The sequence below is a fragment of the Pelosinus sp. IPA-1 genome (assembly GCF_030269905.1).
GTDB lineage: Bacteria > Bacillota > Negativicutes > DSM-13327 > DSM-13327 > Pelosinus.
The window spans coordinates 317,068-340,872 of the sequence record NZ_BSVC01000001.1 but is presented as its reverse complement, the minus strand read 5'-3'; the positions used below and the strand labels follow the sequence as shown (position 1 = coordinate 340,872).

The following is a 23,805-nucleotide window of genomic DNA, read 5'->3' as shown; positions in this document are numbered from 1 at the left end:
CTTAAGACCAATGGTACGCTTTGGTTAAGCTTTATTCTACAGCTTGGTTTTTAGCCACATATTCTAAAAATAGCTGATAACATTCTGGGTGATTTTTCATAAATTTCACTACTAATTGGATAGAATGAATCGTACCTTGGGATAGATAATGCTCCATCGCTTCTGCCTCAGCATCGCTATCACAATCAGCACAAATCAAGGTCAAAAACTCTTGTAATAGTCTATTCCGTTCAACCAAAAAACTTCCCATTTTTTTACCTGAATCTGTCAAGCTGATTACACCATATGGCTGATAATGAATATATTGGTCTGCTTTTAACTTCCCTAAGGCTTTACTAACAGAAGGCAAAGATACCCCTAATTTTTGGCTTATATCAGTGACACGAACAATTTCATTCGTTAGAGACAACCGATACAATTCTTCTAAATAATCTTCTAAACTAGGTGATAGCATTTCCAGCCGCCTCCCACGATATTAGCGCCCACTCTTATTCTACTACTATGATTTTTCACTAAAAAATATTCCACCGCTAAAAAAAAATCGAAAAATAAGACTAGATATTCCATCTGCTAACAATTTCTGATATACTCTTCAGTATATGACATAATCTGCTATAATTATATGCTATTATTTTAAAACTGACACCATTCACGAATGATAGTTACCTAGTTTTCTATTATTAAAACTTTTATTAGCAAACATACTGAAAAGTATGGACGCAAAGCTATAGGGTCTACGGATTTTTTTAAAGATCTATGATCGCCACGCTGCATGATTATGATAAGCTTAACTGGCTCATTATGCAGTTAAGCTTTTTTTATACGCTTACTTTGCTAATAGCCTTATCGATTAGAAACACGAGCATAATTTATGCTGATTTTTATACAACAAAGGAGCTTTTATCTTGAGACAAATCAGTTTAAACGATGTTATCCCAGGTATGACATTAGCGCGACATCTTTTAAATAAAAAGGGACAGGTATTGTTGGCTTCGGGAGTGACTTTAACTGAAGAATATCTCGACAAACTGCGAGATTTGGATGTAAATGCCCTGTTTATTAGAGACAATCGATATGCCGATATAAAAATTCCAGAATATCTTTCCCTTGAAACACAACAACGTGCTTTAGCTATATTAAGTATTACTATGGAGAAAGTCAATCGGGGCGAAAATTTTGCCATGGATCCAATCTGCAGCCTTGCTTCTGATATTGTAGAAGAATTAATCCTCCAACCATCCGTAGCCATTCAATTAACGGGTATTGCAACCCATGATGATTATACCTTAGCACACTCTCTAAATTGCGCCATATACACAGCATTACTGGCCCGCTTTTGCGATTTTTCCATTGTACAAATCAAAGAAATTACCTGCGGTGCATTGCTTCATGATCTGGGAAAAATAGAAGTAGATAAAGAAATTATCAATAAACCTGACCGTTTGACTGAACAGGAATTTGGAATTATTAAGCAACATCCAGAGTCTGGATTTCATTTATTAGTAAACAAGCGATGGGAAATTTCAAGTCTTGTTGCTCATATGGCTTGGCAACATCATGAAAAGGTTGATGGTACAGGTTATCCCCGTGGACTACAAGGGGAAGAAATTCTCAATTATGCGCGTTTACTAACAATAACAGATGTTTATGAAGCCATCACTGGACACCGCCCTTATCGCAAGGCTATGGAACCAGACGAAGCATATAACATTATTGCTTCTGGCCTCGGAACTAGTTTTGACGAAACTTACGGGCGAATTTTCTTATCAAAGATAGCTACCTATATGCCCGGCATGGAGGTCTTACTGAATACGGGAGATTTGGCTGTTGTTGTTTCCATCCCTAATTCTTCCCCACAACGACCTGTCATCCGCCTTATCTCTTATCCAGATGGCTCACCCTATATGCCTACTAGGGATATTCGATTAGCAGATAACCCTCAAATTTTGATTTCCAAGATTTCAAAATCCTAAAGAATAAGAAAAATGCTATATCGTTTCTGATCTGTAAAAGGGCCTACTCTTTGATAACCAAAGAGTAGGCCCTTTTGCTATTACCGATCTAGCCCTTTTTTTATTGCCTCCATATTAACGGCAAAGAGTTCTGGCTTTTTCTTACCTACCACTTCATGCATTGCTTTCTCTATGGCATTAACATTGAGTAACTTCAAGTTTGGAATAAGTGCCCCCAGGCATACCATATTAGCTAGGGCTGGTTTTCCCAATTCGTTGGCAATCTCTGTTGCTGGCAAGGAAATAAGTGTAATATCATTCCGAATAGCAGTAGATTCTATAATCGAAGAATTAACAACAATCGCACCACCCGGTTTAATCCGTGATAAAAATTTATCATAGGAAGGCTGATTGAGCACGATCGCCACATCTGCTTTTTCAATTACTGGTGAGTGAATTTCTTCGTCGGAAATTATCACAGAACAGTTGGCAGTCCCGCCCCGCATTTCAGGGCCGTAGGAAGGAATCCAACAAACTTGTAACTCTTTTTCCATGGCTGCGTATGCTAATACTTTGCCAATAAACATGACACCTTGACCACCGAAGCCTGATAATATAATTGTATCAATCATAGCCCTTTTACCTCCTCAGGAACCTTAAGTTCTCCCATTTGATAAAGAGGTAACATTTTTTCCTGTAACCATTTTAAACTGTCCACAGGAGATAAGCCCCAGTTTGTTGGGCAGGTTGATAAAATACTAACTAAGGAAAATCCTAGTCCTAATTGTTGCACTTGAAAAGCCCTTTTTATGGCTTTTTTCGCAGCAAAAATGTTTTTAGGAGAATCAACAGATACAGCTGCCACATAGACTGCCCCTTCTAAGGTAGCTACGGTTTTAGGCAAATCGATTGGTGACCCAGATAAAGCGCAATCTCGCCCATAAGGGCTGGTAGTCGTAACTTGACCCGGAAGTGTAGTTGGAGCCATTTGTCCACCTGTCATGCCAAATACTGCGTTATTTACCATAATAGATGTAATCTTTTCACCCCGGGCTGCCACATGTATAGCATGAGCAGTACCAATAGCAGCAATATCTCCATCCCCTTGGTAAGTAAATACCATTTTATCCGGTAGAGAGCGTTTTATCCCAGTAGCCACAGCTTGAGCCCGTCCATGGGCTGCTCCCACAAAGTCACAACTAAAGAAGTCTAAGGAAAATCCAGCACACCCTACAGGGGCTACACCAATTGTGTCTTCAATAATACCTAGTTCCTCCATTACTTCCCCAATGATACGATGAATAATTCCATGGGTACACCCTGGGCAGTAATGAAAGGGGATTCCGGTTAAGCCTGTTGTTCTTTTAAATACAACTTCCATTCTTATGCCTCCCTTACCAATGACAAATCAAAGACTTTCCCAATAAACTCTAGTATTTCATTTTCAGAAGGCATCATTCCACCTTGCCGATTGCACAAATAAACAGGCACACGGCATTCGATTGCCAACTTTACGTCTTCAATCATTTGTCCTGCATTAAGCTCTACTGTGACGATTCCCTTAATCTTATCTTTATAAGGTGCAAATCCCTTTTCAGGGAAGGGCCATAAAGTGATTGGACGGATAAGCCCTAGCTTAATTCCTGCTTTACGAGCATTTAGTACTACACTTTTACCAATGCGACCGCACGTCCCGTATCCTACAATGAGATATTCTGCATCTTCAGTATAAAATTCTTCCCAGCGTTGCTCTGTCTCTTTAATCTTTTCATATTTAGCCTGCCATCTTAGGCAATTTGCTTCCCCAATTTCATTCGTTAAGGAATAACTAACGATCTTACGCTTTTCTCGCCCTCGGCAGCCATCTACAACCCAGTCTTTAGGGGGAAGTTCTACCTGTGGCCGTTCTTTTATTTCTACAGGTTCCATCATTTGACCCAAAAATCCATCTGCCATAATCAGTACAGGATTCCGGTATTTATCCGCTAGGTCAAAAGCTTCCATGGTAAAATCGTATAATTCTTGACTTTTCGAGGGTGCCAAAACAATCAATCGATAATCCCCATGGCCGCCGCCCTTGGTGCACTGAAAATAATCCGATTGTGCAGGGCCCAGTCCACCTAATCCAGGGCCAGCTCGATTGACATTCACAACGACCACTGGCAGCTCAGCCGCCGCCAAGTAAGACATCCCTTCTTGCTTTAAGCTAAAGCCAGGGCTTGAAGTAGCCGTCATTACACGAGTACCTGTTGATGCCGCACCATAACACATATTAATCGAAGCAACTTCATCTTCCCCTTGAAGCACAGTACCTCCGGCCTTGGGTAAATGCTTAGACAAATATTCAACCACTTCCGTAGAAGGTGTTATCGGATAACCAAAAAACAATTTACAGCCAGCTTGAATGGCAGCCTCTGCAATGGCTTCATTGCCTTTTATTAATATCTTTTTCATATGGTCAGCTCCTTTTCTTTCGAGAAACTTCCAACGCTACATCAGGACACATCGCTCCGCACATAGCGCACCCTATACATTTTGATTCATCTTTTACCACAACTGCATAATATCCTTTTTGATTGGTCGTATCACCAATGGCTAGTACCTTTTTGGGGCAGATATCTACGCATAAGCCGCAACTCTTACAGTACTCCCGTAATACAACAACTTTTGACATCAAATCAACTCCTTTCAAATTTCATACAGCTGCATTAACGAAATGTAGCTATGTACTATTTGGCTAAGATATACACTTGTCATCTTTATTACACATCTATTCTTGTATTTATGAAATATTACTATTTACTAAACAAGCTAGGGCAATAGAATTCATTTTTCCTTCCGGTGTTTCAGACCGCGAAGTCATAACAATCGGATGGGTTGCCCCTAACACAATTCCTGCCATTTTGCTGTTGGCAAAATAAATCAGCGATTTCCCCAGAGCATTACCCGTTTCGATGTTTGGTACTAGAATTAAATCTACATTTCCTGATACTTTGCTGGTAATGCCTTTATGTTTTGCCGCATCTTGACTTACTGCTACATCAAGGGCAATCGGGCCTTCGATAATCCCTAAAGGGAAGTTACCAGCTGCACTCATTTGACACAGGGTTTGTGCATCCACCGTGGCAGGCATCTTTCCATTTACCACTTCGTTGGCTGTTAATACTGCTACATGAGGTTCTTTAATACCCATCGCCTGCAAAGCCAACATAGAATTAAGGAGAATTTCTTTTTTTTCTTCTACTGTAGGAGCAATATTCATTCCACCATCCGTAATAAACAAAAGTTTCTTTTGGCCTGGAATTTCAAATGCTCCGAGGTGGCTGAGTAATCTGCCAGTTCGCAATCCTTCTTCTTTATGAAGTACAGCCCGCAGAAAATCACTGCTATTAATTAAGCCTTTCATTAATACCTGGGCTTGACCGCTTTTCACTATAGAAACTGCCTTTTGTACAGCTTTCCCTATATCTGCTTCATGAATGATTTTGGTTTCATCAGACAGACCAACTTCAGCAAGCATAGGAGTGATTAAAGCAGTATCGCCTACTAAGATAGCCTGAGCGATACCGGCTTCTTGCACCATTTTAATCGCAGACAATACCTCTTTATCCTGGGCCACGGCTACGCTAATCATTACCTGATCACGTTTTTTTATTTCCGTTACTATTTCTTCGTAAGAGCAGTACAAATAATCACCTCCTATCTAACAATAATTCTGTGCCGGCTCTTGACCTCTTAGTACTCTAAGGGCACCAAAAGCTAATGCTTCTAGTTCTTCTTCCCCTGGTACAACGGTTACAGGAGCAATAAATGCAACTCTTTTCTTTATTTCATCAGTAATGCGTTCTGAATGGGCAATACCCCCTGTTAAAATGATATGTTCTACATTGCCTGCCAGCACTGTAGCCATAGCACCAATTTCTTTGGCTACTTGATAACAAAAGGCATCTAATACTAGCTTAGCTTCTACATTACCCCCATCTGCCATCGCAAATGCTTCTCGAATATCCGTTGTGCCAAGATAGGCATAGATTCCGCCTTTATTACCTAATTTCTCTCGCAGTTCCCCAGAGGTATACTTACCTGACAAAGCCAACTTTAAAAATTGACCTACCGGTAGTCCACCACAACGATCTGGGGAAAAAGGCCCTTCTTCTTTTGCATTATTTACATCAATCATTCTACCCTTTTTATGTGGTGTTACAGAAACACCTGTTCCTAAATGAGCAACAATTAGATTCATATCCTCATAGTTTTTACCTAGTTGGTTTGCCACCTTACGCGCAACAGCCTTGGTGTTTAATGCATGGGATAGGCTGATCCTTGGTAAATCAGGCAAGCCGGAAATTCGCGCTACTGGTTCCATTTCATCTACAGAAACAGGATCAACAATATAGGAAGGGATCTTCAATGTTTCTGCTAACCCATAAGCCATGACAGCGCCCAAGTTGGAAGCATGTTCACCAAATTGGGCTGCCTTGAGATCATCCACCATGTCTTGATTAATACAATACGTTCCGCCCTTAAGAGGTTTCAAAATTCCACCACGCGCCACCACTGCTTTTAGCGTGGCAATATCAACCCCTTCTGCTGCTACTTGTTTTAAAATTAATCGCAAACGATATTCATATTGATCGACTACTTTTATGAAGCCACTAGTATCCGCTACAGAATGCTCGACGGTCTTTTTAAAAACTATTTTTTCTCCATCGTATACAGCAAATTTTGTTGATGTTGCCCCTGGGTTAATTATCAATAGCCTTTCCGCTGCCCCATATTCTTTAGCCATAAAGTTCCTCCCATTACATTTCAAATTCATTCTATGTATCCACATTTCACCAAATATTCTGTTCATATGTTCTGCTTATTTATTTCATTTTATTTTTCTTATTTCCTGCTTTTAAATAAGAAAAGACTTGGCTTAGGCCAAGTCTTCAGACGCAGGCAGAAGCCTTAGTCGTTCTTACTTGGAATCAAGGAAGTGTTATACTTTCTGATTCCGTAAAAAACAGACAGGTCTACTTCGACCTGCCTGTTCAAATATTTTTAATTATTTTCTAGTAGCCGCTGCTAATTTTATTTCCGTTTTTTCGAAATCCAAGGTAGCAAAATAATCCCCAATGGTTTCTGCCCGACGAATCATCTGCACCTGGCCGTCATCCTTTAATAATAGTTCTGCGGAACGCAATTTTCCATTGTAATTAAAGCCCATTGCATGTCCATGAGCACCCGCATCATGCATAACAATAATGTCACCAATATCAATACGAGGTAAACTACGGTCAATAGCGAATTTGTCATTATTTTCGCACAGGGAACCTGTTACATCATATACATGATCTAGTGGAGCATTCTCTTTTCCCACGACCGTAATGTGATGATAGGAGCCATATAATGCTGGGCGCATTAAATTTGCCATGCAAGAATCAAGACCTACATAGTTTTTGTAAATCTCTTTTTTGTGCAGTACAGTAGATACGAGGTAACCATAAGGTCCTGTTATCATTCTGCCACACTCCATGGTAATTTTCAAAGGATGTAGTCCCTTCGCCACAATTTTTTCTTCATAAGCTTTACGCACCCCTTGGCTGACAACATCAAGATCAACAGCTTCTTGTTCTGGACGGTAAGGAATACCAATTCCGCCACCCAAATCTATCATTTCAATCCGAATCCCTAATTTTTCATACACTTCAATGACTAAATCAAACATCATATTTGCCGTTGCAACAAAGCTATCTGAATTTAGTTCATTAGAAATTACCATGGTATGCAGAGCAAAACGTTTTACCCCTTTACTTTGCACAATTTTGTAAGCTTCTAAAATTTGTTCTCTCGTTAAGCCATATTTTGCTTCCTCTGGATACCCAATAATATCATTTCCACCTTCCAATAAGGGACCTGGATTGTAGCGGAAGGAAAGGATGTCAGGTAAACCAACGTGCTTCTCCAAATATTCAATGTGGCTAATATCATCCAAATTAATAATAGCTCCCAGTTTTTTAGCTGCTTGATAATCTTCTACTGGCGTATCGTTGGAGGAAAAGACAATTTCTTCTCCCGTTATTCCAGCTTGTTCAGAAAGAATAAGTTCTGGCAGAGAACTGCAATCAGCCCCAACGCCTTCTTCTCTCAACACCCTTAAAATATGAGGATTTGGTGTTGCTTTTACAGCAAAATATTCTTTAAATCCTGGTGCCCAGGAAAAGGCTGCCAAGAGTTTGCGAACATTATTTCGAATGGCCTGCTCATCATAAATATGAAATGGTGTTGGATATTTTTCAATAATTTCTTCTAGTTCAATCTTCGTAAAGGGTAATGTTTTTTCTGCCATTTTTGTATAGACCTCCTGAAATTGTTTATTATTTGCTAAAGTTATCGAGTAAAACAAAAAGCAGTTTGCGGAAACCATCCCGCAAACCGCTATAAGAATCTAACGTATCTCATAATCAGTTATGCAGATAGCACTCCACCCAAAATTGGATGACAGTCTTGTATTTATTCAATACAAAACCAACAAAAGGGCCTTTGCCAAACCCTTCTACTTCGGCGGTTATTCCTTTTTGTATCTTTCATCGCTGGCTACTCTAGATACATATTCTTAATATACCGCGCCTCTATCTTTTAGCTATTCAACTGTCATTTTTCTAAGTATAGACTAATCTAGTTTGTCATGTCAACTCTAATCCTATATTTTTTTGTAAAAGTTTAGATAGCCTATCATCTGAAGCCTTACAGATACTATCTTGGTTTTACCAAGATAGCTGGATTCATATATTCTTCATATTGTGCTTCACTAACCCACCCTGTGGCTAAGGCAGATTCTTTTAATGTAATGCCTTCTTTTACTGCACTTTTAGCAATTTGAGCTGCCTTATCATAACCAATTAGAGGTACTAAGCCTGTAATAAGTATTAGGGATTGGTGCAAATAAAAATCAATAATCTCAGTATTCGCCTGTATACCTACCGCACAATTAACATTAAAAGAGTTCATCCCATCCGAAAGTAACCGAATGGACTGCAAGAAATTATAAACAATGACAGGCATAAATACATTTAATTGAAAATTTCCTTGGCTAGCAGCAAAAGAAATTGTGGTGTCATTACCAAATACTTGGGCAACAATCATTGTCAATGCCTCAGATTGGGTTGGATTGACTTTTGCAGGCATAATGGAGCTGCCTGGCTCATTCTCGGGTATTTTAATCTCTCCAATACCACATCGTGGACCACTTGCAAGCCAACGAACATCATTGGCAATCTTCATTAAATCAGCAGCTAATGCCTTCATCATACCATGAACGACGACTACCTCATCTTTACTTGTTAACGCGTGAAATTTATTAGGAGCTGTACGAAATTCCTTGCCTGTTAACTTGGTAATTTCTGCAGCAACGAGTTCGCCAAAGTTCATTGGGGAATTAATACCAGTCCCAACAGCCGTTCCTCCCATGGCCAAATCCCGCATAAAATTAATACCTATGGTCAGCATTTCTTCGTTCCGCTCTAGCATCCGCACCCAACCGCTTATTTCCTGTCCCATAGTCAGAGGTGTCGCGTCCATTAAATGAGTCCTGCCAATTTTTATAATTTCACTGTATTCTTTGGATTTCTGATCTAACGTTTCTTTTAAAGAGGCAATTGCAGGTAATAGTTTATCAATCACTAATGTTACGCCGGCAACATGAATCGCCGTAGGGAAAATATCATTAGAGCTTTGGGATTTATTCACATGATCATTGGGATGAACAATTAAAGGTTCTTTTTCTTCGGCTAGCAACTGAGTCGCTCTGTGTGCCAATACTTCATTTATATTCATATTAAACTGAGTGCCACTCCCCGTTTGCCACACGGCAAGAGGAAAATTACCATCTAGCTTTCCGGCTAACACCTCATCGCAAGCCTTAACTATGGCCTGAGAGCGTTTTGTATCAAGTACACCTAGCTTCTCATTTACTAAGGCAGCTGCCTTCTTTAATATGGCAAATACACCAACTAACTCATAGGGCATCTTTTCGATTCCAATACGAAAATTTTCAAAACTACGTTGCGTTTGGGCTCCCCATAATTTATCAGCTGGCACTTTTATTTCTCCCATTGAATCTTTCTCAATACGATATTCCATATAAAGCACTCCTTTATCAATTCATTACCTATAAGCTAAAAACGAAGAAGGTATCGTGAATTAGATCTTCTCTTAGTTTCTTCTTCATAATTAAAAACAATCCTGCAGTAATTTTAAATCTTCTCTAAAAATAAAAAGTGTTTACAACCTTATTGATTGCAAACACCTTTACCCTATATCTTTCTAAACCTCTTGCGGTAGGCTTTGGCCGTACAATCTTTCTTACCCGACGACTAATTCTCTAGAAAATCCGCTATGAATTAAATCCTCTTCTTTGTCACTTGCAGAAAGTGCCTGACCTAAACCCCCTAAGTTATCAAATATATAGTCCGGTTTAAAGACCGACTGCTCAACATCTGATATCTTGGATTCTCCACTGAGTACTAACACAGAGACCATACCCGCATTACATCCTGTAGCTATATCAGTATATAATCGATCACCAACCATTGCCATTTCTTCAAGAGGATAATTTTTTTTATTTAATAATGCTTCCACGATCTCCCTATTTGGTTTGCCGACAACCTGAGGCGAACAACCAGTTGATGCTTTTATCAAAGCAGCCATAGCACCACAATCTGGTATATAGCCTGTTTCTGTAGGACAATTAAAGTCTGGATGAGTCGCAATATAAGGGATATTATGCCGTATAAGATCGCATGCAATAACTAATTTTTCATATGTTAATGTAGTATCAAATCCTAATACTACATATTCAGGATTATCTGCTGTTATTATAAATCCATGCCTTCTAAACTCTTCTTCTAAAGCAGGCGTTCCAACTAAATATATATTTTTGCAATTTTTAGTATTTTTTAGATAAAGGGCTGTGGCTTCGCCAGATGTTAAAATATTACTTACACTGCAATCAATGCCTAACACCTTAAGTTTATTGGCATAGAAAGTTGCATCTCTAGAGGAGTTATTCGTCAGAAATAGAAAATCTCTACCCGTAGTACGCAAATAACTCAGAAATTCCAGCACACCTGGCAGTATTTTATTCCCTAAATATACAGTACCATCCATATCAAGTGCAAAACACTTTATCTCTTTTAATGATTTCACCTTTTCTTGTTTTGTTACTATCTTATTTTCATTGAACACAATACAAAGTCTCCTCTCTTTTCTCTCGACTTTTACATTAGGCTCATTTCAAAAATAACGCACCAGCCTTTCATTATATTTGCACACAATTTACATAAAAATTACACATATTTCATCACTATTATATGAACTTCATGTGTATATTGTGTATTTTCTTGTCGTTTTCATTATTGCATCTCTTCCATTCTTTGTCAATCATAAAAAAAGAAGAGCCCATATTAGGACTCTTCAAAACCTTAAATAATTTCAATATTATTCAATTCGGCAAACTCTCTATATACATCTGGAAATTTATTATCAACAATAAAGCCATTGAATTCTTCTAACTCTGCCATACTAGCTAATGAAACACAATCAAGTTTAGAAGAATCAGATAACATATACTTTTGTTCGGCGATATCTAGTAAAACTCTATTGTTAGCAATTTCTTCAAAGACAGGATGCATGACACCTTTTTTAAGATTTACAGCAGCTACACCGAGGAAGCATTTATCCACACTGAATTTTCTCAGAAATTCTTCACTATCGCCGCCACAAAAAACACCGGAAGAATTTCTCATTTTCCCTCCCGGCATATATACAGACACATAAGGGAGACTCGCCGCTTTAACTGCAACATGTACACATAAAGTAACAACGTTTAAAGAAGTAATATTCTCTAAATAATCCAAAATGTATTCTACGGTACTACCTGCATTTAAAGCAATTGTTTCACCATCTTTAATTAACATTGCAGCCTTGCGCGCAATTACTTGCTTTTCCTCAAAGTTCTGCATCCTTTTATTGGCCAGATGTACTTCTGCAATGGAGTAGCAAGTTTTCCCCTCTTCCATATAAGCTCCACCATAGGCTAACTTTATATTATTACTCTCAGATAAATATTTCAAATCTCTACGGATTGTTGCTTCATTTACCTCATATTGCTGAGCTAAAGCTGTCACCTTTACCGACCCTAGCTTAAAGATGAGATTCAAAATATCCTTTCGTCTCTTAATATTCGTTAACATGCACACACTCCTAACAACATCAGATAGTTACATTATATAACTGCATAAATCTTTTTACTATAGTAGCAAAAGGAAGTTTACAACCTTAAAGTTGTAAACTTCCTCTATTAATTATATATCGAATCGTTTCAAACACCTTCCACTGGAACGGTATTCGCGCCATGTGCCATTATTGTAATGGTATAGTCTTTCTTGCCTAACTTTTCTTCAGCCATACGAACAGCCTCTTCTAAGCTAGCAGCCGCCAGCATACCTGCTTTTTCAATAAACTCTTTATTGCGCGGCAAAGAAACAACAATATGAGGAACTTCCTTGGCCATAGTACCTAGTTTTAATGCAATAAACCCTGGAACGGTAAAGGCTTTTCGCAAGGCTACTTCCCGGTCATATAAAGATTCATAGTTAAACCAATCACTAAAATCAGGTGGTTCCATCATATCACGGCATTCTAACAATAAAATGACGACTCCCCCCGGTTTTACTGCCATAAAGGCATTACCAATTGTTTTTGACCCTTGGTATAAATTGATATCTTTAGGAAATCCACCTGCAGAAGCGATGACCAAGTCAGCTTTACCGTTTACAGGAACACCAAAGATATCACTCGCAGTCTTACAACCTTGCAGCCAAGCTTCATGCCAGTGACCTGCCACAAAAGAAGCGAACTGTCCCTCTGGGGTAAAGACTGCATTGAGTAAAAATGCGGGTTTAAGGAGTTCTGCCATTTCCAACATATCGGCATGCATTGGGTTGTTTTCTAATTTACCCGCAATACACTCTAGGCTAACACCTTGCCCTACTATATCATGAAGGCACAAGCTGTGATTTCCCTGAATCGTGCTATAAGAAGAAACACCAGGCATAATTGCCTTACGTCCTCCGCCAAATCCAGCCATTAAATGATGAACAATACCACCTGTCAATATAACCTTATCTGCATTCACTACATGTTTATTTATACAGACATCTTTCCCCCGAGACGTTTGACCGATACAAACAAAATCGTCTGCTTCTGGAGCATAACTTTGCAAGATGGTAATACGATCAACCACTTCTTGACCAAAGGTTGCCACATTTTCTTCAGGTGTATGGTGTCGATGAGCACCCAGTGCCACAATTAGAGAAATATCTTCATCTGGTACTCCAGACTTATTTAATTCATTCAATAAGGTTGGTAAAAACAAATCGTGACGTACCCATTTGCGAGTAATATCACTGGCTATGATCATAATCTTGTCACCTTGCTGTACTACTTCCTTAAGAGGTGGTGTGCCAATCGGGTTATTTAGTGCAGCGGCTACAGCGGCTTCTACATCTACTAGAGCCTTAACTGCTTTGCCTTCTACCACGTTTAAGATACGTTCTTCAGGCAAGGCTATAGTAACTTCCTGATCACCATAACCAAAGGAAAATTCTTTTAACATATAGCATCTCTCCTATGCAATTTTTTCCAGCTTTTCTTCTACTTTTACAGCCAACGGCACATCAGGCTTTACAGCTAGCCATGCGATAATACCTACTACAGCCGAAGCTGCAGTTGCCACAATGGCGGCCTGCCATCCATAATTTGTTGCAATCCATGCCGTAACAACAGGAGCAGCAATACCGCCCAGGTTGCCCCAAAAGTTCATCCATCCTGACACTGAACCAGCAAATTTACCACCAATGTCAAGACAAGCAGCCCAGGATGCATTAAAAGTAAATCCAAGAGATCCGAGGGAGATTGTCAACCACAACACGTTCATGGAAGGTGTTGTCGCTACGGCTCCTAAATAAAGTGTCATACAACACAGAATCAATCCAGAAATCCCTAACAAGGTTCTTGACTTATACCGAGAAACACCTGACGCTACCAGCTTATCACTGATATAACCACACGTAGCCGTTACGATACAAAGTGCAGCCCAAGGAAATGAAGCGGCAATTCCCATCTTTTGCAGTGAAAAATTTTGTGCCTCCATTAAGTATAAAGGCAACCAGGCCAAAAATACAAACATAATATAGTCTGTTATAAAATATTGAATCCCAATAGCCCAAAATTGAGAAGATCCTAAGAAACTACGCCATGGTGCCAATTCTTTTTTATCAGCATTCGCACTGAGGCCTTCTTCTATATAATCAGCTTCCGCCACATCAACATAAGGACTGGTCCGAGGCGAATCCTTTGCGAGCCAATACCAAAGTCCGGCAATGACTAAACCTAACACACCAAAAATCACAAATACAGAGCGCCAGCCAAAAGCCATCATTAAGGCTACGGTAAGAGTTGGGCCAACAACCGGTCCAAAAAATACACCACTTAACATGAAAGAAGAGGCACGTCCTTTTTCACTAGGATTAAACCAACGATAAATAAAACGTCCTATAGCTGGCGCCATAGGTCCTTCACCTAAACCAAACATAGCACGAGTGGCAGCGAAAAAGGTAAAGTTACTACAAGCGCCCGTCAATGCGGTAAATATGGACCACCAAGTAGCTGCTATAGCCAAGACTCTACGATGTCCCCAAAACTCTCCCATAATACCACCTGGTATTTGCATAAATGCATAACCGACAAAGAAAGCGGTTTGTATTAAACCCATATCCATTTTACTAAAACCTAATTCCTGCATAATGCTTGGAGTGGCTACGGATAAATTTACTCTGTCCATGTAAGAAACAAAACTAATAAGAAACATAAGTCCTGCTAAGGTCCATCGAAAATTGGTTTTTTTCTGATTCATAAAATTTACCTCCCGGAATAAGCATCTAAGTCCTTCTAAGAGAGACCCTTTTCCATTAAATACATTATACGTTTGTAAAGTTTACATGTCAATTGACAAAAGAATCTGTCTTTTTAAACCTACTTGACATGACCTAGATCGCATGCTACTATTATTTTCAATAACAGCATATATTCATCAAGAGTTAGCTGAGGGATTGGCCCGATGAAGCTACGGCAACCACCGCATACTGCGAACGGTGCCAATTCCAACAGGAGTATTCCTGGGAGATGAAGATTATTTTGAAATAAAATCTTCTTCATCTTATGAAGAAGATTTTTTATTGTAAAGAAAAAGGAGTAAGTAGCATGAACCATAATTCACAACCAACCCAGGATCTAAGAAAATACGCCTCAGAAAAAGCTAGCCGCTTTACAGAATCAGTCATTCGGGAAATGTCTCGTATTGCCACTGCTCATAAAGCCATCAATTTGGCACAAGGATTTCCGGATTTTCCTGCATCAGATGAAATCAAAGAAGCTGCTGTTAAAGCAATCTTAGAAAACCACAATCAATATGCTATTACTTGGGGTACCAAATCCCTAAGAGATGCCATTGCCAAGAAAAATAAACGAGATTACAACCTTGACATTGATCCAGAAAAACAAATTACCGTGTGTTGCGGTTCTACAGAAGGAATGGTGGCAACGCTTTTGGCGACGATTAACCCTGGAGATGAAGTTATTATTTTTCAGCCGTTCTATGAAAATTACGGCCCAGATGCTATACTCTGCGGTGCAACACCTAAATATGTACAATTACATCCTCCAACGTTTTCCTTTAATCAAGAAGAATTAATCGCCGCTTTTTCTGAACGCACAAGAGCTATTATTATTAATACTCCCAATAACCCAACAGGTAAGGTGTTTAATCGAGAAGAATTAGACTTGATTGCTAAGCTTTGTATTCAATACGATGTTTTAGCGATTACTGATGAGATATATGAACATATCATCTATGACGAAATCAAACATATTCCTCTATCTACCTTACCTGGTATGGCAGATAGAACCATTACTATTAATAGTATATCCAAAACCTACAGTGTTACAGGTTGGCGTATTGGTTATGTTATTGCATCTCCTGAGATAAGCCAGTCCATACGCAAAATGCATGATTTCTTAACAGTAGGTGCAGCTGCACCGTTGCAAGAAGCTGCTGCTCACGCCATGGGTTTTGCTGCTACTTATTACGAAAAGTTAGTCGATTTTTATAGTCACCGCCGGGACTTTATGTTAAAAGAATTAGCTGCCATCGGTTTTGAGTGCATTCGTCCTGATGGAGCCTACTACATTATGGCTGATATCGCCTCCTTCGGCTGGAAAAACGATATCGACTTTGCTCGCTACTTAGCTGAAAAAGTTGGCGTTGCAGTCGTGCCAGGTTCTAGTTTCTATCAAGAAAATGCCAATGACAAACATCGTTTTATACGTTTTTGCTTTTGCAAACAATTAGCCACACTGGAAGCTGCAGTAGAAAGATTGCAAAAATTAAGATAAGACTTGGCTTAGGCCAAGTCCTAAGACGCAGGCGGAAGCCTTGTCGTTCTTACTTGGAATTAAGAAAGTGTTATACTTTCTGATTCCGTAAAATAATCCATTGAATTATTAAATAGGAGGTATATTCATTATGAAGAAATCAATTAAGTTTATTTCCCTTTTGTTAACCCTCATCTTTATCCTAGGCTTATCTGCTGGGTGCAGTCAACAAAGTACAGCAAAGATAGAAAAACCACTTAAAGTAGGCGTTACTGCTGGCCCCCATGCAGAAGTAATGGAGCAAGTAAAAAAAATAGCTGAAAAAGACGGCCTAAAAATTGAAATTGTTGAATTTAATGACTACATTCAACCTAACGTAGCTTTAAATCAAGGTGATATCGATGTTAACAGTTTTCAACATAAACCTTACCTTGATAACATTATCAAAGATCGCAACTACGATATCATATCCTTAGCAAATACAGTTATTTTCCCAATGGGTATTTACTCTAGTAAATTAAAAAATATTGCCGACCTACCAGTAAACGCTGTTGTTGCTATTCCTAACGACCCTACAAACGGCGGAAGAGCTCTGCTATTGTTAGAAAAACTTGGCCTCATTAAACTAAAACCAGGAATTGGCCTTAAGGCAGCTGTTACTGACATTGTTGAAAATCCTAAGAAAATTGTAATTAAGGAGTTAGACGCCGCACAAATTCCTCGTTCCTTAGCTGACATGGATGTTGCCGCCATTAACACCAACTATGCAATTACCGCTGGATTAGTACCTACTAAAGATGCGATTGCCATTGAAGATATTAATTCCCCATATGCAAATATCATTGCCGTACGTAGCAAAGATAAAGAAAACCCAGCCGTACAAAAATTAATAAAAGCATACCACTCGGATGAAGTAAAAGCATTTATACAAGAGCACTTTAAAGGTTCTGTAACAGCCGCTTGGTAAAAGTTAAATATATGTAATATGTAAAAAACTGCCCTTGGTTAAAAGGGCAGTTTTTTACATATATTTACGTTGTACTCTAACTAATCGTGCTGATAGACATATCGCGCCAAAAGCTAAACCAACAATCAATCCAATCCAATAACCAAAAGCTCCTAGCCAGGAATGATGCGCTAAGACATATCCGAGGGGCAAACCTACAACCCAGTAAGAAATCATCGCCATAATAAATGTAATGCGTACATCTTTATAACCTCGTAACGATCCTTGTACTGGTGTAGCAATTGCATCAGACAATTGAAAAAATACTGCATATAGTAAAAATTGTTGTACAAGATTACGAATTGCTACATCTTCTGTATATAAACAGGCTACCTGCTCATTCCAAAAATATAAGACTAGAGCAGCAAGCACAGCCATAATCAATGCGATACCAATCCCAATATAACTATACTGCCTAGCATCTTTGTATCTTTTACCTCCTACTTCAAACCCAACGGCAATGGTTAATGCCATGGAAATGCTCAAAGGTATCATATAGATAAGGGCCGCAACATTAATCGCTACCTGATAAGCAGCAATGGTGGCTTCGCTAAATTCACTCATAAGCAGGGTAATCACTGCAAAGATACTCGTTTCACAAAAAATAGCACTACCAATTGGTATCCCAATTCTAAGCTGTTCTTTCCATACAGAAAGAGAGAATCGATAAAACTGACTAAATATATGGTAGGTCTTAAACGGCTGCCGGTACTGTATGACGCAGGCACTGATGATAACAATGCACCAATAAGTAATTGCTGAAGCCCATCCAGCCCCTACACCACCTAACTGTGGAAAACCAAACTTGCCAAAAATAAGTACATAGTTAAATAAGACGTTAATTGGTAAGGCAACCATAGAAATTAGCATCGTTATGTTTGTATAACCCAAGGTATCAATGAACGAGCGAAGCACTGTCGATATAAACAAAGGTATAATACCAAAAGAAATAGCTTTCAAAAAATTTTGCGCAATATCATAGGCTACAGGATTAAGCTCCATCTTATTCAAAATAGGCTGGACAGCATAGGCACCACCAATTATTACAACGACTCCTATCGCTACAGCTAGATATACAGCTTGAATTACAACAAAGGGAATTTCCTCTTTTCGTTTGCCACCAAGAAGTTGAGCAACGATGGGAACCACTGCAAATAGAATTCCGTTTAGCCCTGTGAAAACAGGCATCCACATACTTGAGCCAATGGCAACGCCTACCAAATCATTTGCACTAGCATGTCCTGACATCATAGTATCAAAGAAAGTCATGGCACACATGAAAACCTGTGTCACCAAAATAGGAATTAAAATAATCGTAAACTGTTTTGTTTTTTCCTTTAAGGAATATGTTTGTTCCATATCTCACACCTATTATTTATTTTTTTACTACATCGTTTTCCACAAGGTGTAAAGAATGCCATTTCTTCCACTCTTGCCAGGAAAGCATGGCCAAAAATAATAAAACTCCGAGGCAAACGACATATTCTATCATCGTAAATACTTTTACTACGGCGGCTACAGCAGTGGCTTTCCCTAGTAGTAGTCGCTGATATCCTTGCCACCATACTACAGCAGTAATAAACGGTTGGAATAAATATACTAAAAATGCCCACGCCAACAGAACAAAGAGAGATTTTAGCCCCTGAAAAAATAGTTTTCTGCTAACTGCCTTCTTTTTGTTTCTTCGATCTTTTCTTGATTTGGTAACCAATATATAGTCCACATAGCTCTCCTACCTTCATGAATCTAAGAATACATTAACCAACGATCTCTTGCACCCTACCTACGATACCATTCACTAGACGAACTTTTATGCCCCGAGGATGAATCGCGCTATTAGTCAAAAGATCTTTTACTACACCTTCCGTTAACCGCCCGGTACGTTGATCTTGTTTTTGCACAATTTTCACTTTCGTACCCGGTCTAATATTTTTTCGTTCTGTCCCATTCATACTATTGCTCCTTCTTTTTAGCACAACTTTAGACCCCGTACATCAAAGATGTACAGGGTCTTTTTTCTTGGCATTTACCATTCACGAAACTCTTCTTGATCTAAATAAATCCAATCATGGCCCACCTTTTGAAACACTTTTAAACAAGGATCACCATCTGAAATCATAATAGTAATACCGTCAGTGGCCAACGGATTTTTTTGCACATTTTGTTCTACTTGAAGCAAAAGCTTCTTTAATTGATCACTATATAAGGTAAAGGATCTTGTCATTTTACTTCCCCTTTATAACATAACATATTGGACGAATTGCACCTTCAATATGCTAGTTGTAAATCTTCTACATCTACTTTTATTTGGTTTCTTCAGAGTTACAAGAGAAATCTCTTATAACTTTATTGTCCGCAATACCAGCAGGTTTTCTAAAACCTCTTTGTCAGTTGGTTATTATTACTTCTACATAGTATTGGTAAGTCCTGTTCAAATCATTCTTTAGCATTCATATTTTTCCCGTTTTTAACTCGCCACCAGGACATCGCCCTTCGGGCATCAATATCTTTCTGGATAAGAGCTAAATCAGGAGGCTCTTCAGGCTGTGTCCCCGTCACACTTTCCGCACTCTCATTTCCTATTCTCCCGATTGAATCGTGAGTAACCCAAAGTCCGTAATTAAAGCCGATATCATTGCCTCGCGTCAAACTATTCCCTAGGGAATGATACACAGAACCTTGGGGGGAAAGTAATTCAAGCAAGGTTGGCGCTACATTAATATGGCTACCTGATACCTGCTTGGGAAAAATATCTTTAGTAATGCCTTTTCCATAGACAATAAAAGGAATGGCATAGCGTTCATAAAGACTAGGATTTAATTGGATATTCAAACGGTCCGCATGATCACCTACGATGAGAAACAAACTATCTGGATATTTTTGCTTCATTTCCTCAATAAATTCGGCCATAACCTTATCTGCATACCAAAAATGTCCTAATTTTTTAATGAGTTCTTTATCTTCCTTTAATTTATCAGGTAAGCCCCTAATCACGCTATCCTGATCAAACCCTTCCTTCTCTAAATCCACAGTATAAGGAGCATGATTCGAAATATTCATAATCACATCAAAAGTGGGGCGAGGATCATCGATTCCTGCGGCAACAGCTTTAAATAAATACTTGTCATCGCAGCCCCATACATTCCCAGACTGACTCTCTATATCGCCCATACCATAAAACTCTTCAAAACCTTGGGCCAAGGTAAAATCCTTAACTCGTTCCCAAGAAGTCGGTCCTGCATACCAAAACCTAGGCTTATATCCTAAGTTCTTCATTTGTGGTGCAAGGGCTGTGGAGTAAGGCTCTTTATAAGATTCAGGCAAGTAAGTCAGATATAGATTAGCCTCCGCTAATCCTGTAGTAATTCCCATAATCCCAGAGATCGTACTCATACCATTGGGCAAGAATGTGGGCACGTAAGCAGCATCTTCTTTGCTTATAATGTTTCTGATCCCATTTGCGATGTTCAAATCTTTATATTGCGGCAGCAAAGGCCAGTTTGCATAACTTTCCCCAATTATCAAAAATACATGCTGTGGCTTTTTAATTTTTGTCCCTTGGGCCTCTTTCTTTAGAAAATCATCTACATTTTGTGAATCAACCTGATGACCAGCCAAATAATTACCATACTCTACCATTCGCCCTGGGTCCATGTCCAGTCCGGTAGATGCAGTTACCCGTTCATGAAGGGTATACGCACGGTATAATGCTTGCACATCGTCTAAAATGGCTTCATTTAGGAATTCATCCTTTGTAACCCCTGAATTTTCCCAGTCAATATTATAGGCATAAGTCATACTTCCACCAAAACGCACAAATATTACAATATAATAAATAAGAACCAGCAGGGATACACGAAAGGCAATATTTTTATACCATGTAGAAAAACGCGGCAATTCAAATGTCTTGGTACGGAGTAATGCTTTTAATGCTTGGGATAAAAATAATCCCGTCAGCCCAGTCATGACAAGGCGAATGGGTAGATTGTATTCTTGGACTAACGTATGAAAAATTGCGGTCACATCATCATTGAAGGTATTAAATAATAGTTGGTTAAACCCCATGTGAAACTGTTCATAATAAGGAATTCTTGCATAAAACAAAAGGCTTAGTATTGCAATATAAACGGAACCTAGGATATAGCGAACATGTTTTACTTTATCCTTCTTTATAAATAAAGTAAGAATTGTACAAAACGCAAAGGATGTAAGTGCCACTAAACCTGCACTTTTCAAACTTATCCGTATGCCATAATATAAGGCTAAAAATATATCTTTAAGCGTAGTCGCCTCACTAATATAAGAGTTTAAAACCGTAATAAAGCCAATACGAAATAAACAAAAAACTCCTAATATAAATAAAAATAATTTAACATCTTGTTGAATATTTTTAATTAACTCTTCCCACCTTGACACTTAAATAAACATCCTTCCTATAACATATTCCTTGCTTTCTTGTATTTCTAGATTTATCAACATTATCCTGCATTTTTCTTACTCTGTGATGGTGATTATAATTTTCCATCTATTTTCCCATACTTCGACAAATTCTTCTCGCTAAATTTTCGATTTTGTTATATGATTTTAATAAGTAAACTTTTATTGATTTTTCCTAGTATTTTTGCATCTCTATACCTTTTGATAGAGGTACATACCTAGAAAATGTTTTATTCTATAAACAATGCTATGATTACAACTGTTATAAAATGTAAATTATTTTAAACTATGTTTTTTAGCTGCACGGAACAAAGGTAAAAAACTCATTTAGAGTTTTTCAACTAGGAGGATATAACATGATTAAAGCCAAAACAAAAGAGCTAAAACCCGGCGATATAATCGCAGAACACATTTTAAACCCAGAAGGGCAAGTTCTACTAGCAGCAGGCACTACTCTCTCTGAGAAAACAATTTCACTGCTAGCATTATGGGGAGTGCATGAAATTCGGTTACGTGAAGAAAAGGACACCGATGATGATTTACGCTTATCTCTACAATTCGATGAAATCATCGCAAAGAACAGCCAACTCTTTGACAAAATAAAAACAATCGCAGAAACGGAACCAACTGAAATAACCTCTATTTTTAATGAGAAATCCTCACAACAATATGGTGATATTAGCCACAAATTCTCAAAGATCTTATTAGACCTTAAAGAATCGAAAGACATTACCTCATTGACAGTGATCGCCAACATTATCTGCAAATATGCGACAACAACAACAGGCGTACTTGCCTATACCTTGCAGCGGGAAATTACTGCTGACCGACATGAGAACTTAATCAATCATAGTATGTCTGTCGCGATTATTTCTGCAAAGATAGCTAAGTTGTTAGGTTATTCAGAGGATGCCATCCATACCATTGTGTTAGGTGCCTTAATCCACGATATAGGTAAAATACAATTACCGGACAATATCTTTAGTAAAGATGATTGCAAATCTTTAGAAGAGCAGTCCCTTTACCAAGGACATGTACAAGCTGGCTACGATTTAGTGAAAAGTCTAGGCCTCCCGCGAGAAGCAACTCTCATCTTGTTACATCATCACGAATACCTAGATGGTAGTGGTTTTCCGCTACACTTGTCTGCCGCCAAAATTCATCCTTATGCACAAATTGTTGGGTATGCGAATCTCTTTGATTCTTTACTCCATGAAAAAGGTACAACTCCTGACTTTTTTGCAATTCGTACCAAGTTAACACAAGAAGGTGCAACGAAATTCAATACAGCTATCATCGATATTTTTGATCATTACTTGGAAAGCTTTGATTTTAATTTAAATGTAGAACTAAACGATGGGCGCAAGGCGGAAATTATTTATAATCATCCTTTCTTTATGTCTCTTGTCGTCCGTACAGATAATGGTCAATTTATTGATTTAAGCAAAAATAAAGATGTATTTATTGCAAAGTTAACTTTATAAGGAAGTACACGCAAAAACGACAGGCTGTTAGCTAACAACCTGTCGTTTTTTCATTTTAAGTCTTCTATTTCTATTATCTTTGAGGCACTATTTCTAGCCAGTATCCATCTGGATCTTGGATAAAATAAATACCCATTGCCTTATTTTCATAGCAAATACAATCCATTTCTTTATGTAACGCATGAGCTTTTTCCATATCATCGGTAATAAAGGCAAGATGGATTTCATTGTCCCCTAGGTTATAGGAAGTAGTTCGATCTTTCAACCAAGTTAATTCTAGCTTATGTGGTGTTTGGTTATCGCCCAAAAAAACAAGGGTGAAATTTTCCTTTTCACGTCTTGCTGTTTCTACAAGTCCCAGAGCTTTTTCGTAAAACTCCATGCTTTTTTTCAAATCTAAAACATTTAGATTGTTATGAGCAAATTTAAAATTCATAACCCGACCTCC

The 23,805-nt window shown here is 38.5% G+C and carries 23 protein-coding genes and 3 riboswitches; of the genes, 4 read left to right on the top strand and 19 right to left on the bottom strand.

All coding sequences use genetic code 11. The annotated features are described in order from the left end of the window. Window positions 1–31: 31 nt before the first annotated feature. A complete protein-coding gene (locus QSJ81_RS01495) occupies window positions 32–454 on the bottom strand; it encodes a metal-dependent transcriptional regulator (RefSeq protein WP_285715641.1) in 423 nt (140 codons plus the stop codon). A gap of 230 nt (window positions 455–684) precedes the next feature. Further along, window positions 685–776: riboswitch (cyclic di-GMP riboswitch) on the top strand. Window positions 777–905: 129 nt separating this feature from the next. On the opposite strand from QSJ81_RS01495, the gene QSJ81_RS01490 reads away from it, so the two are divergent. After that, the gene (locus tag QSJ81_RS01490) at window positions 906–1,973 is read left to right on the top strand and encodes an HD-GYP domain-containing protein (RefSeq protein WP_285715640.1); all 1,068 of its coding nucleotides are present in this window, start codon (window positions 906–908) and stop codon (window positions 1,971–1,973) included. 80 nt (window positions 1,974–2,053) lie between these two features. Here the strand turns inward: QSJ81_RS01490 and QSJ81_RS01485 are convergent, their stop codons facing one another. From QSJ81_RS01485 to QSJ81_RS01430, 12 genes are all read right to left on the bottom strand, one after another. Further along, on the bottom strand, window positions 2,054–2,584 hold the full coding sequence (locus QSJ81_RS01485) for a 2-oxoacid:ferredoxin oxidoreductase subunit gamma family protein (RefSeq protein ID WP_285715639.1): 531 nt from the start codon (window positions 2,582–2,584) through the stop codon (window positions 2,054–2,056). Continuing rightward, a complete protein-coding gene (locus QSJ81_RS01480; protein WP_285715638.1) occupies window positions 2,581–3,333 on the bottom strand; it encodes a thiamine pyrophosphate-dependent enzyme in 753 nt (250 codons plus the stop codon). Before QSJ81_RS01480 ends, QSJ81_RS01485 begins: the two co-directional genes overlap by 4 nt. Window positions 3,334–3,335: 2 nt before the next feature. Further along, window positions 3,336–4,406 (bottom strand): 3-methyl-2-oxobutanoate dehydrogenase subunit VorB, encoded by a 1,071-nt coding sequence (gene vorB / locus QSJ81_RS01475; RefSeq protein WP_285715637.1) that lies wholly within the window; start codon window positions 4,404–4,406, stop codon window positions 3,336–3,338. 4 nt (window positions 4,407–4,410) lie between these two features. Then, the gene (locus tag QSJ81_RS01470; RefSeq protein ID WP_285715636.1) at window positions 4,411–4,626 is read right to left on the bottom strand and encodes a 4Fe-4S dicluster domain-containing protein; all 216 of its coding nucleotides are present in this window, start codon (window positions 4,624–4,626) and stop codon (window positions 4,411–4,413) included. Window positions 4,627–4,734: 108 nt separating this feature from the next. Beyond that, window positions 4,735–5,640, bottom strand: a complete 906-nt coding sequence (locus QSJ81_RS01465) for a phosphate acyltransferase (protein WP_285715635.1) — start codon at window positions 5,638–5,640, stop codon at window positions 4,735–4,737. A 15-nt stretch (window positions 5,641–5,655) separates the two neighbouring features. Next, entirely contained in the window at window positions 5,656–6,741 is a 1,086-nt protein-coding gene (gene buk / locus QSJ81_RS01460) for a butyrate kinase (RefSeq protein WP_285715634.1), read from the bottom strand. A 261-nt stretch (window positions 6,742–7,002) separates the two neighbouring features. Next, on the bottom strand, window positions 7,003–8,286 hold the full coding sequence (locus tag QSJ81_RS01455) for a diaminopimelate decarboxylase family protein (protein ID WP_285715633.1): 1,284 nt from the start codon (window positions 8,284–8,286) through the stop codon (window positions 7,003–7,005). 120 nt (window positions 8,287–8,406) lie between these two features. Next, window positions 8,407–8,580: riboswitch (Lysine riboswitch) on the bottom strand. A gap of 113 nt (window positions 8,581–8,693) precedes the next feature. Further along, the gene (gene fumC, locus QSJ81_RS01450) at window positions 8,694–10,079 is read right to left on the bottom strand and encodes a class II fumarate hydratase (RefSeq protein ID WP_285715632.1); all 1,386 of its coding nucleotides are present in this window, start codon (window positions 10,077–10,079) and stop codon (window positions 8,694–8,696) included. 222 nt (window positions 10,080–10,301) lie between these two features. Continuing rightward, window positions 10,302–11,183, bottom strand: a complete 882-nt coding sequence (locus tag QSJ81_RS01445; protein WP_285715631.1) for an HAD-IIA family hydrolase — start codon at window positions 11,181–11,183, stop codon at window positions 10,302–10,304. Between the two features lie 236 nt (window positions 11,184–11,419). Then, on the bottom strand, window positions 11,420–12,190 hold the full coding sequence (locus QSJ81_RS01440; protein ID WP_038668607.1) for a DeoR/GlpR family DNA-binding transcription regulator: 771 nt from the start codon (window positions 12,188–12,190) through the stop codon (window positions 11,420–11,422). Between the two features lie 128 nt (window positions 12,191–12,318). Next, entirely contained in the window at window positions 12,319–13,614 is a 1,296-nt protein-coding gene (gene larAH10, locus QSJ81_RS01435; RefSeq protein WP_285715630.1) for an NPN-dependent 2-hydroxyacid racemase, LarAH10 family, read from the bottom strand. A gap of 12 nt (window positions 13,615–13,626) precedes the next feature. After that, window positions 13,627–14,913, bottom strand: coding sequence for an MFS transporter (locus tag QSJ81_RS01430; RefSeq protein WP_285715629.1), 1,287 nt, complete (start codon window positions 14,911–14,913; stop codon window positions 13,627–13,629). Between the two features lie 171 nt (window positions 14,914–15,084). Next, window positions 15,085–15,189, top strand: a riboswitch (SAM riboswitch). 71 nt (window positions 15,190–15,260) lie between these two features. On the opposite strand from QSJ81_RS01430, the gene QSJ81_RS01425 reads away from it, so the two are divergent. Then, the gene (locus tag QSJ81_RS01425; protein WP_285715628.1) at window positions 15,261–16,451 is read left to right on the top strand and encodes a pyridoxal phosphate-dependent aminotransferase; all 1,191 of its coding nucleotides are present in this window, start codon (window positions 15,261–15,263) and stop codon (window positions 16,449–16,451) included. Between the two features lie 130 nt (window positions 16,452–16,581). Continuing rightward, entirely contained in the window at window positions 16,582–17,397 is an 816-nt protein-coding gene (locus tag QSJ81_RS01420; RefSeq protein ID WP_285715627.1) for a MetQ/NlpA family ABC transporter substrate-binding protein, read from the top strand. Between the two features lie 54 nt (window positions 17,398–17,451). Here the strand turns inward: QSJ81_RS01420 and QSJ81_RS01415 are convergent, their stop codons facing one another. From QSJ81_RS01415 to QSJ81_RS01395, 5 genes are all read right to left on the bottom strand, one after another. Next, window positions 17,452–18,795: an MATE family efflux transporter gene (locus QSJ81_RS01415; RefSeq protein WP_285715626.1), complete on the bottom strand. Its 1,344-nt coding sequence runs from the start codon at window positions 18,793–18,795 to the stop codon at window positions 17,452–17,454. A gap of 16 nt (window positions 18,796–18,811) precedes the next feature. After that, on the bottom strand, window positions 18,812–19,159 hold the full coding sequence (locus tag QSJ81_RS01410) for a poly-beta-1,6-N-acetyl-D-glucosamine biosynthesis protein PgaD (protein WP_285715625.1): 348 nt from the start codon (window positions 19,157–19,159) through the stop codon (window positions 18,812–18,814). A gap of 34 nt (window positions 19,160–19,193) precedes the next feature. After that, a complete protein-coding gene (locus QSJ81_RS01405) occupies window positions 19,194–19,388 on the bottom strand; it encodes a YwbE family protein (RefSeq protein WP_285715624.1) in 195 nt (64 codons plus the stop codon). A 74-nt stretch (window positions 19,389–19,462) separates the two neighbouring features. Next, window positions 19,463–19,660 carry a hypothetical protein gene (locus QSJ81_RS01400; RefSeq protein ID WP_038668587.1) on the bottom strand — a complete coding sequence of 66 codons (198 nt, stop codon included), beginning with the start codon at window positions 19,658–19,660 and terminating at the stop codon, window positions 19,463–19,465. A 212-nt stretch (window positions 19,661–19,872) separates the two neighbouring features. Continuing rightward, window positions 19,873–21,852 carry an LTA synthase family protein gene (locus tag QSJ81_RS01395; protein WP_285715623.1) on the bottom strand — a complete coding sequence of 660 codons (1,980 nt, stop codon included), beginning with the start codon at window positions 21,850–21,852 and terminating at the stop codon, window positions 19,873–19,875. 377 nt (window positions 21,853–22,229) lie between these two features. Here QSJ81_RS01395 and QSJ81_RS01390 point away from each other — a divergent pair, with 377 nt between their 5' ends. Further along, window positions 22,230–23,357: an HD-GYP domain-containing protein gene (locus QSJ81_RS01390; protein ID WP_285715622.1), complete on the top strand. Its 1,128-nt coding sequence runs from the start codon at window positions 22,230–22,232 to the stop codon at window positions 23,355–23,357. A 73-nt stretch (window positions 23,358–23,430) separates the two neighbouring features. On the opposite strand, the gene QSJ81_RS01385 is transcribed toward QSJ81_RS01390, so the two are convergent. Further along, window positions 23,431–23,793 carry a VOC family protein gene (locus QSJ81_RS01385; protein ID WP_038668578.1) on the bottom strand — a complete coding sequence of 121 codons (363 nt, stop codon included), beginning with the start codon at window positions 23,791–23,793 and terminating at the stop codon, window positions 23,431–23,433. Window positions 23,794–23,805: the final 12 nt, after the last annotated feature.

Excerpts from the sequence above, each read along its gene's own strand:
- QSJ81_RS01485 (WP_285715639.1), bottom strand. The coding sequence starts at position 2,584 with ATGATTGATACAATTATATTATCAGGCTTCGGTGGTCAAGGTGTCATG.
- vorB (WP_285715637.1), bottom strand. The coding sequence starts at position 4,406 with ATGAAAAAGATATTAATAAAAGGCAATGAAGCCATTGCAGAGGCTGCC.
- fumC (WP_285715632.1), bottom strand. The coding sequence starts at position 10,079 with ATGGAATATCGTATTGAGAAAGATTCAATGGGAGAAATAAAAGTGCCA.
- QSJ81_RS01470 (WP_285715636.1), bottom strand. The coding sequence starts at position 4,626 with ATGTCAAAAGTTGTTGTATTACGGGAGTACTGTAAGAGTTGCGGCTTA.
- QSJ81_RS01400 (WP_038668587.1), bottom strand. The coding sequence starts at position 19,660 with ATGACAAGATCCTTTACCTTATATAGTGATCAATTAAAGAAGCTTTTG.
- QSJ81_RS01455 (WP_285715633.1), bottom strand. The coding sequence starts at position 8,286 with ATGGCAGAAAAAACATTACCCTTTACGAAGATTGAACTAGAAGAAATT.
- QSJ81_RS01405 (WP_285715624.1), bottom strand. The coding sequence starts at position 19,388 with ATGAATGGGACAGAACGAAAAAATATTAGACCGGGTACGAAAGTGAAA.
- QSJ81_RS01480 (WP_285715638.1), bottom strand. The coding sequence starts at position 3,333 with ATGGAAGTTGTATTTAAAAGAACAACAGGCTTAACCGGAATCCCCTTT.
- buk (WP_285715634.1), bottom strand. The coding sequence starts at position 6,741 with ATGGCTAAAGAATATGGGGCAGCGGAAAGGCTATTGATAATTAACCCA.
- QSJ81_RS01430 (WP_285715629.1), bottom strand. The coding sequence starts at position 14,913 with ATGAATCAGAAAAAAACCAATTTTCGATGGACCTTAGCAGGACTTATG.
- QSJ81_RS01495 (WP_285715641.1), bottom strand. The coding sequence starts at position 454 with ATGCTATCACCTAGTTTAGAAGATTATTTAGAAGAATTGTATCGGTTG.
- QSJ81_RS01390 (WP_285715622.1), top strand. The coding sequence starts at position 22,230 with ATGATTAAAGCCAAAACAAAAGAGCTAAAACCCGGCGATATAATCGCA.
- QSJ81_RS01425 (WP_285715628.1), top strand. The coding sequence starts at position 15,261 with ATGAACCATAATTCACAACCAACCCAGGATCTAAGAAAATACGCCTCA.
- QSJ81_RS01420 (WP_285715627.1), top strand. The coding sequence starts at position 16,582 with ATGAAGAAATCAATTAAGTTTATTTCCCTTTTGTTAACCCTCATCTTT.
- QSJ81_RS01385 (WP_038668578.1), bottom strand. The coding sequence starts at position 23,793 with ATGAATTTTAAATTTGCTCATAACAATCTAAATGTTTTAGATTTGAAA.
- larAH10 (WP_285715630.1), bottom strand. The coding sequence starts at position 13,614 with ATGTTAAAAGAATTTTCCTTTGGTTATGGTGATCAGGAAGTTACTATA.
- QSJ81_RS01415 (WP_285715626.1), bottom strand. The coding sequence starts at position 18,795 with ATGGAACAAACATATTCCTTAAAGGAAAAAACAAAACAGTTTACGATT.
- QSJ81_RS01440 (WP_038668607.1), bottom strand. The coding sequence starts at position 12,190 with ATGTTAACGAATATTAAGAGACGAAAGGATATTTTGAATCTCATCTTT.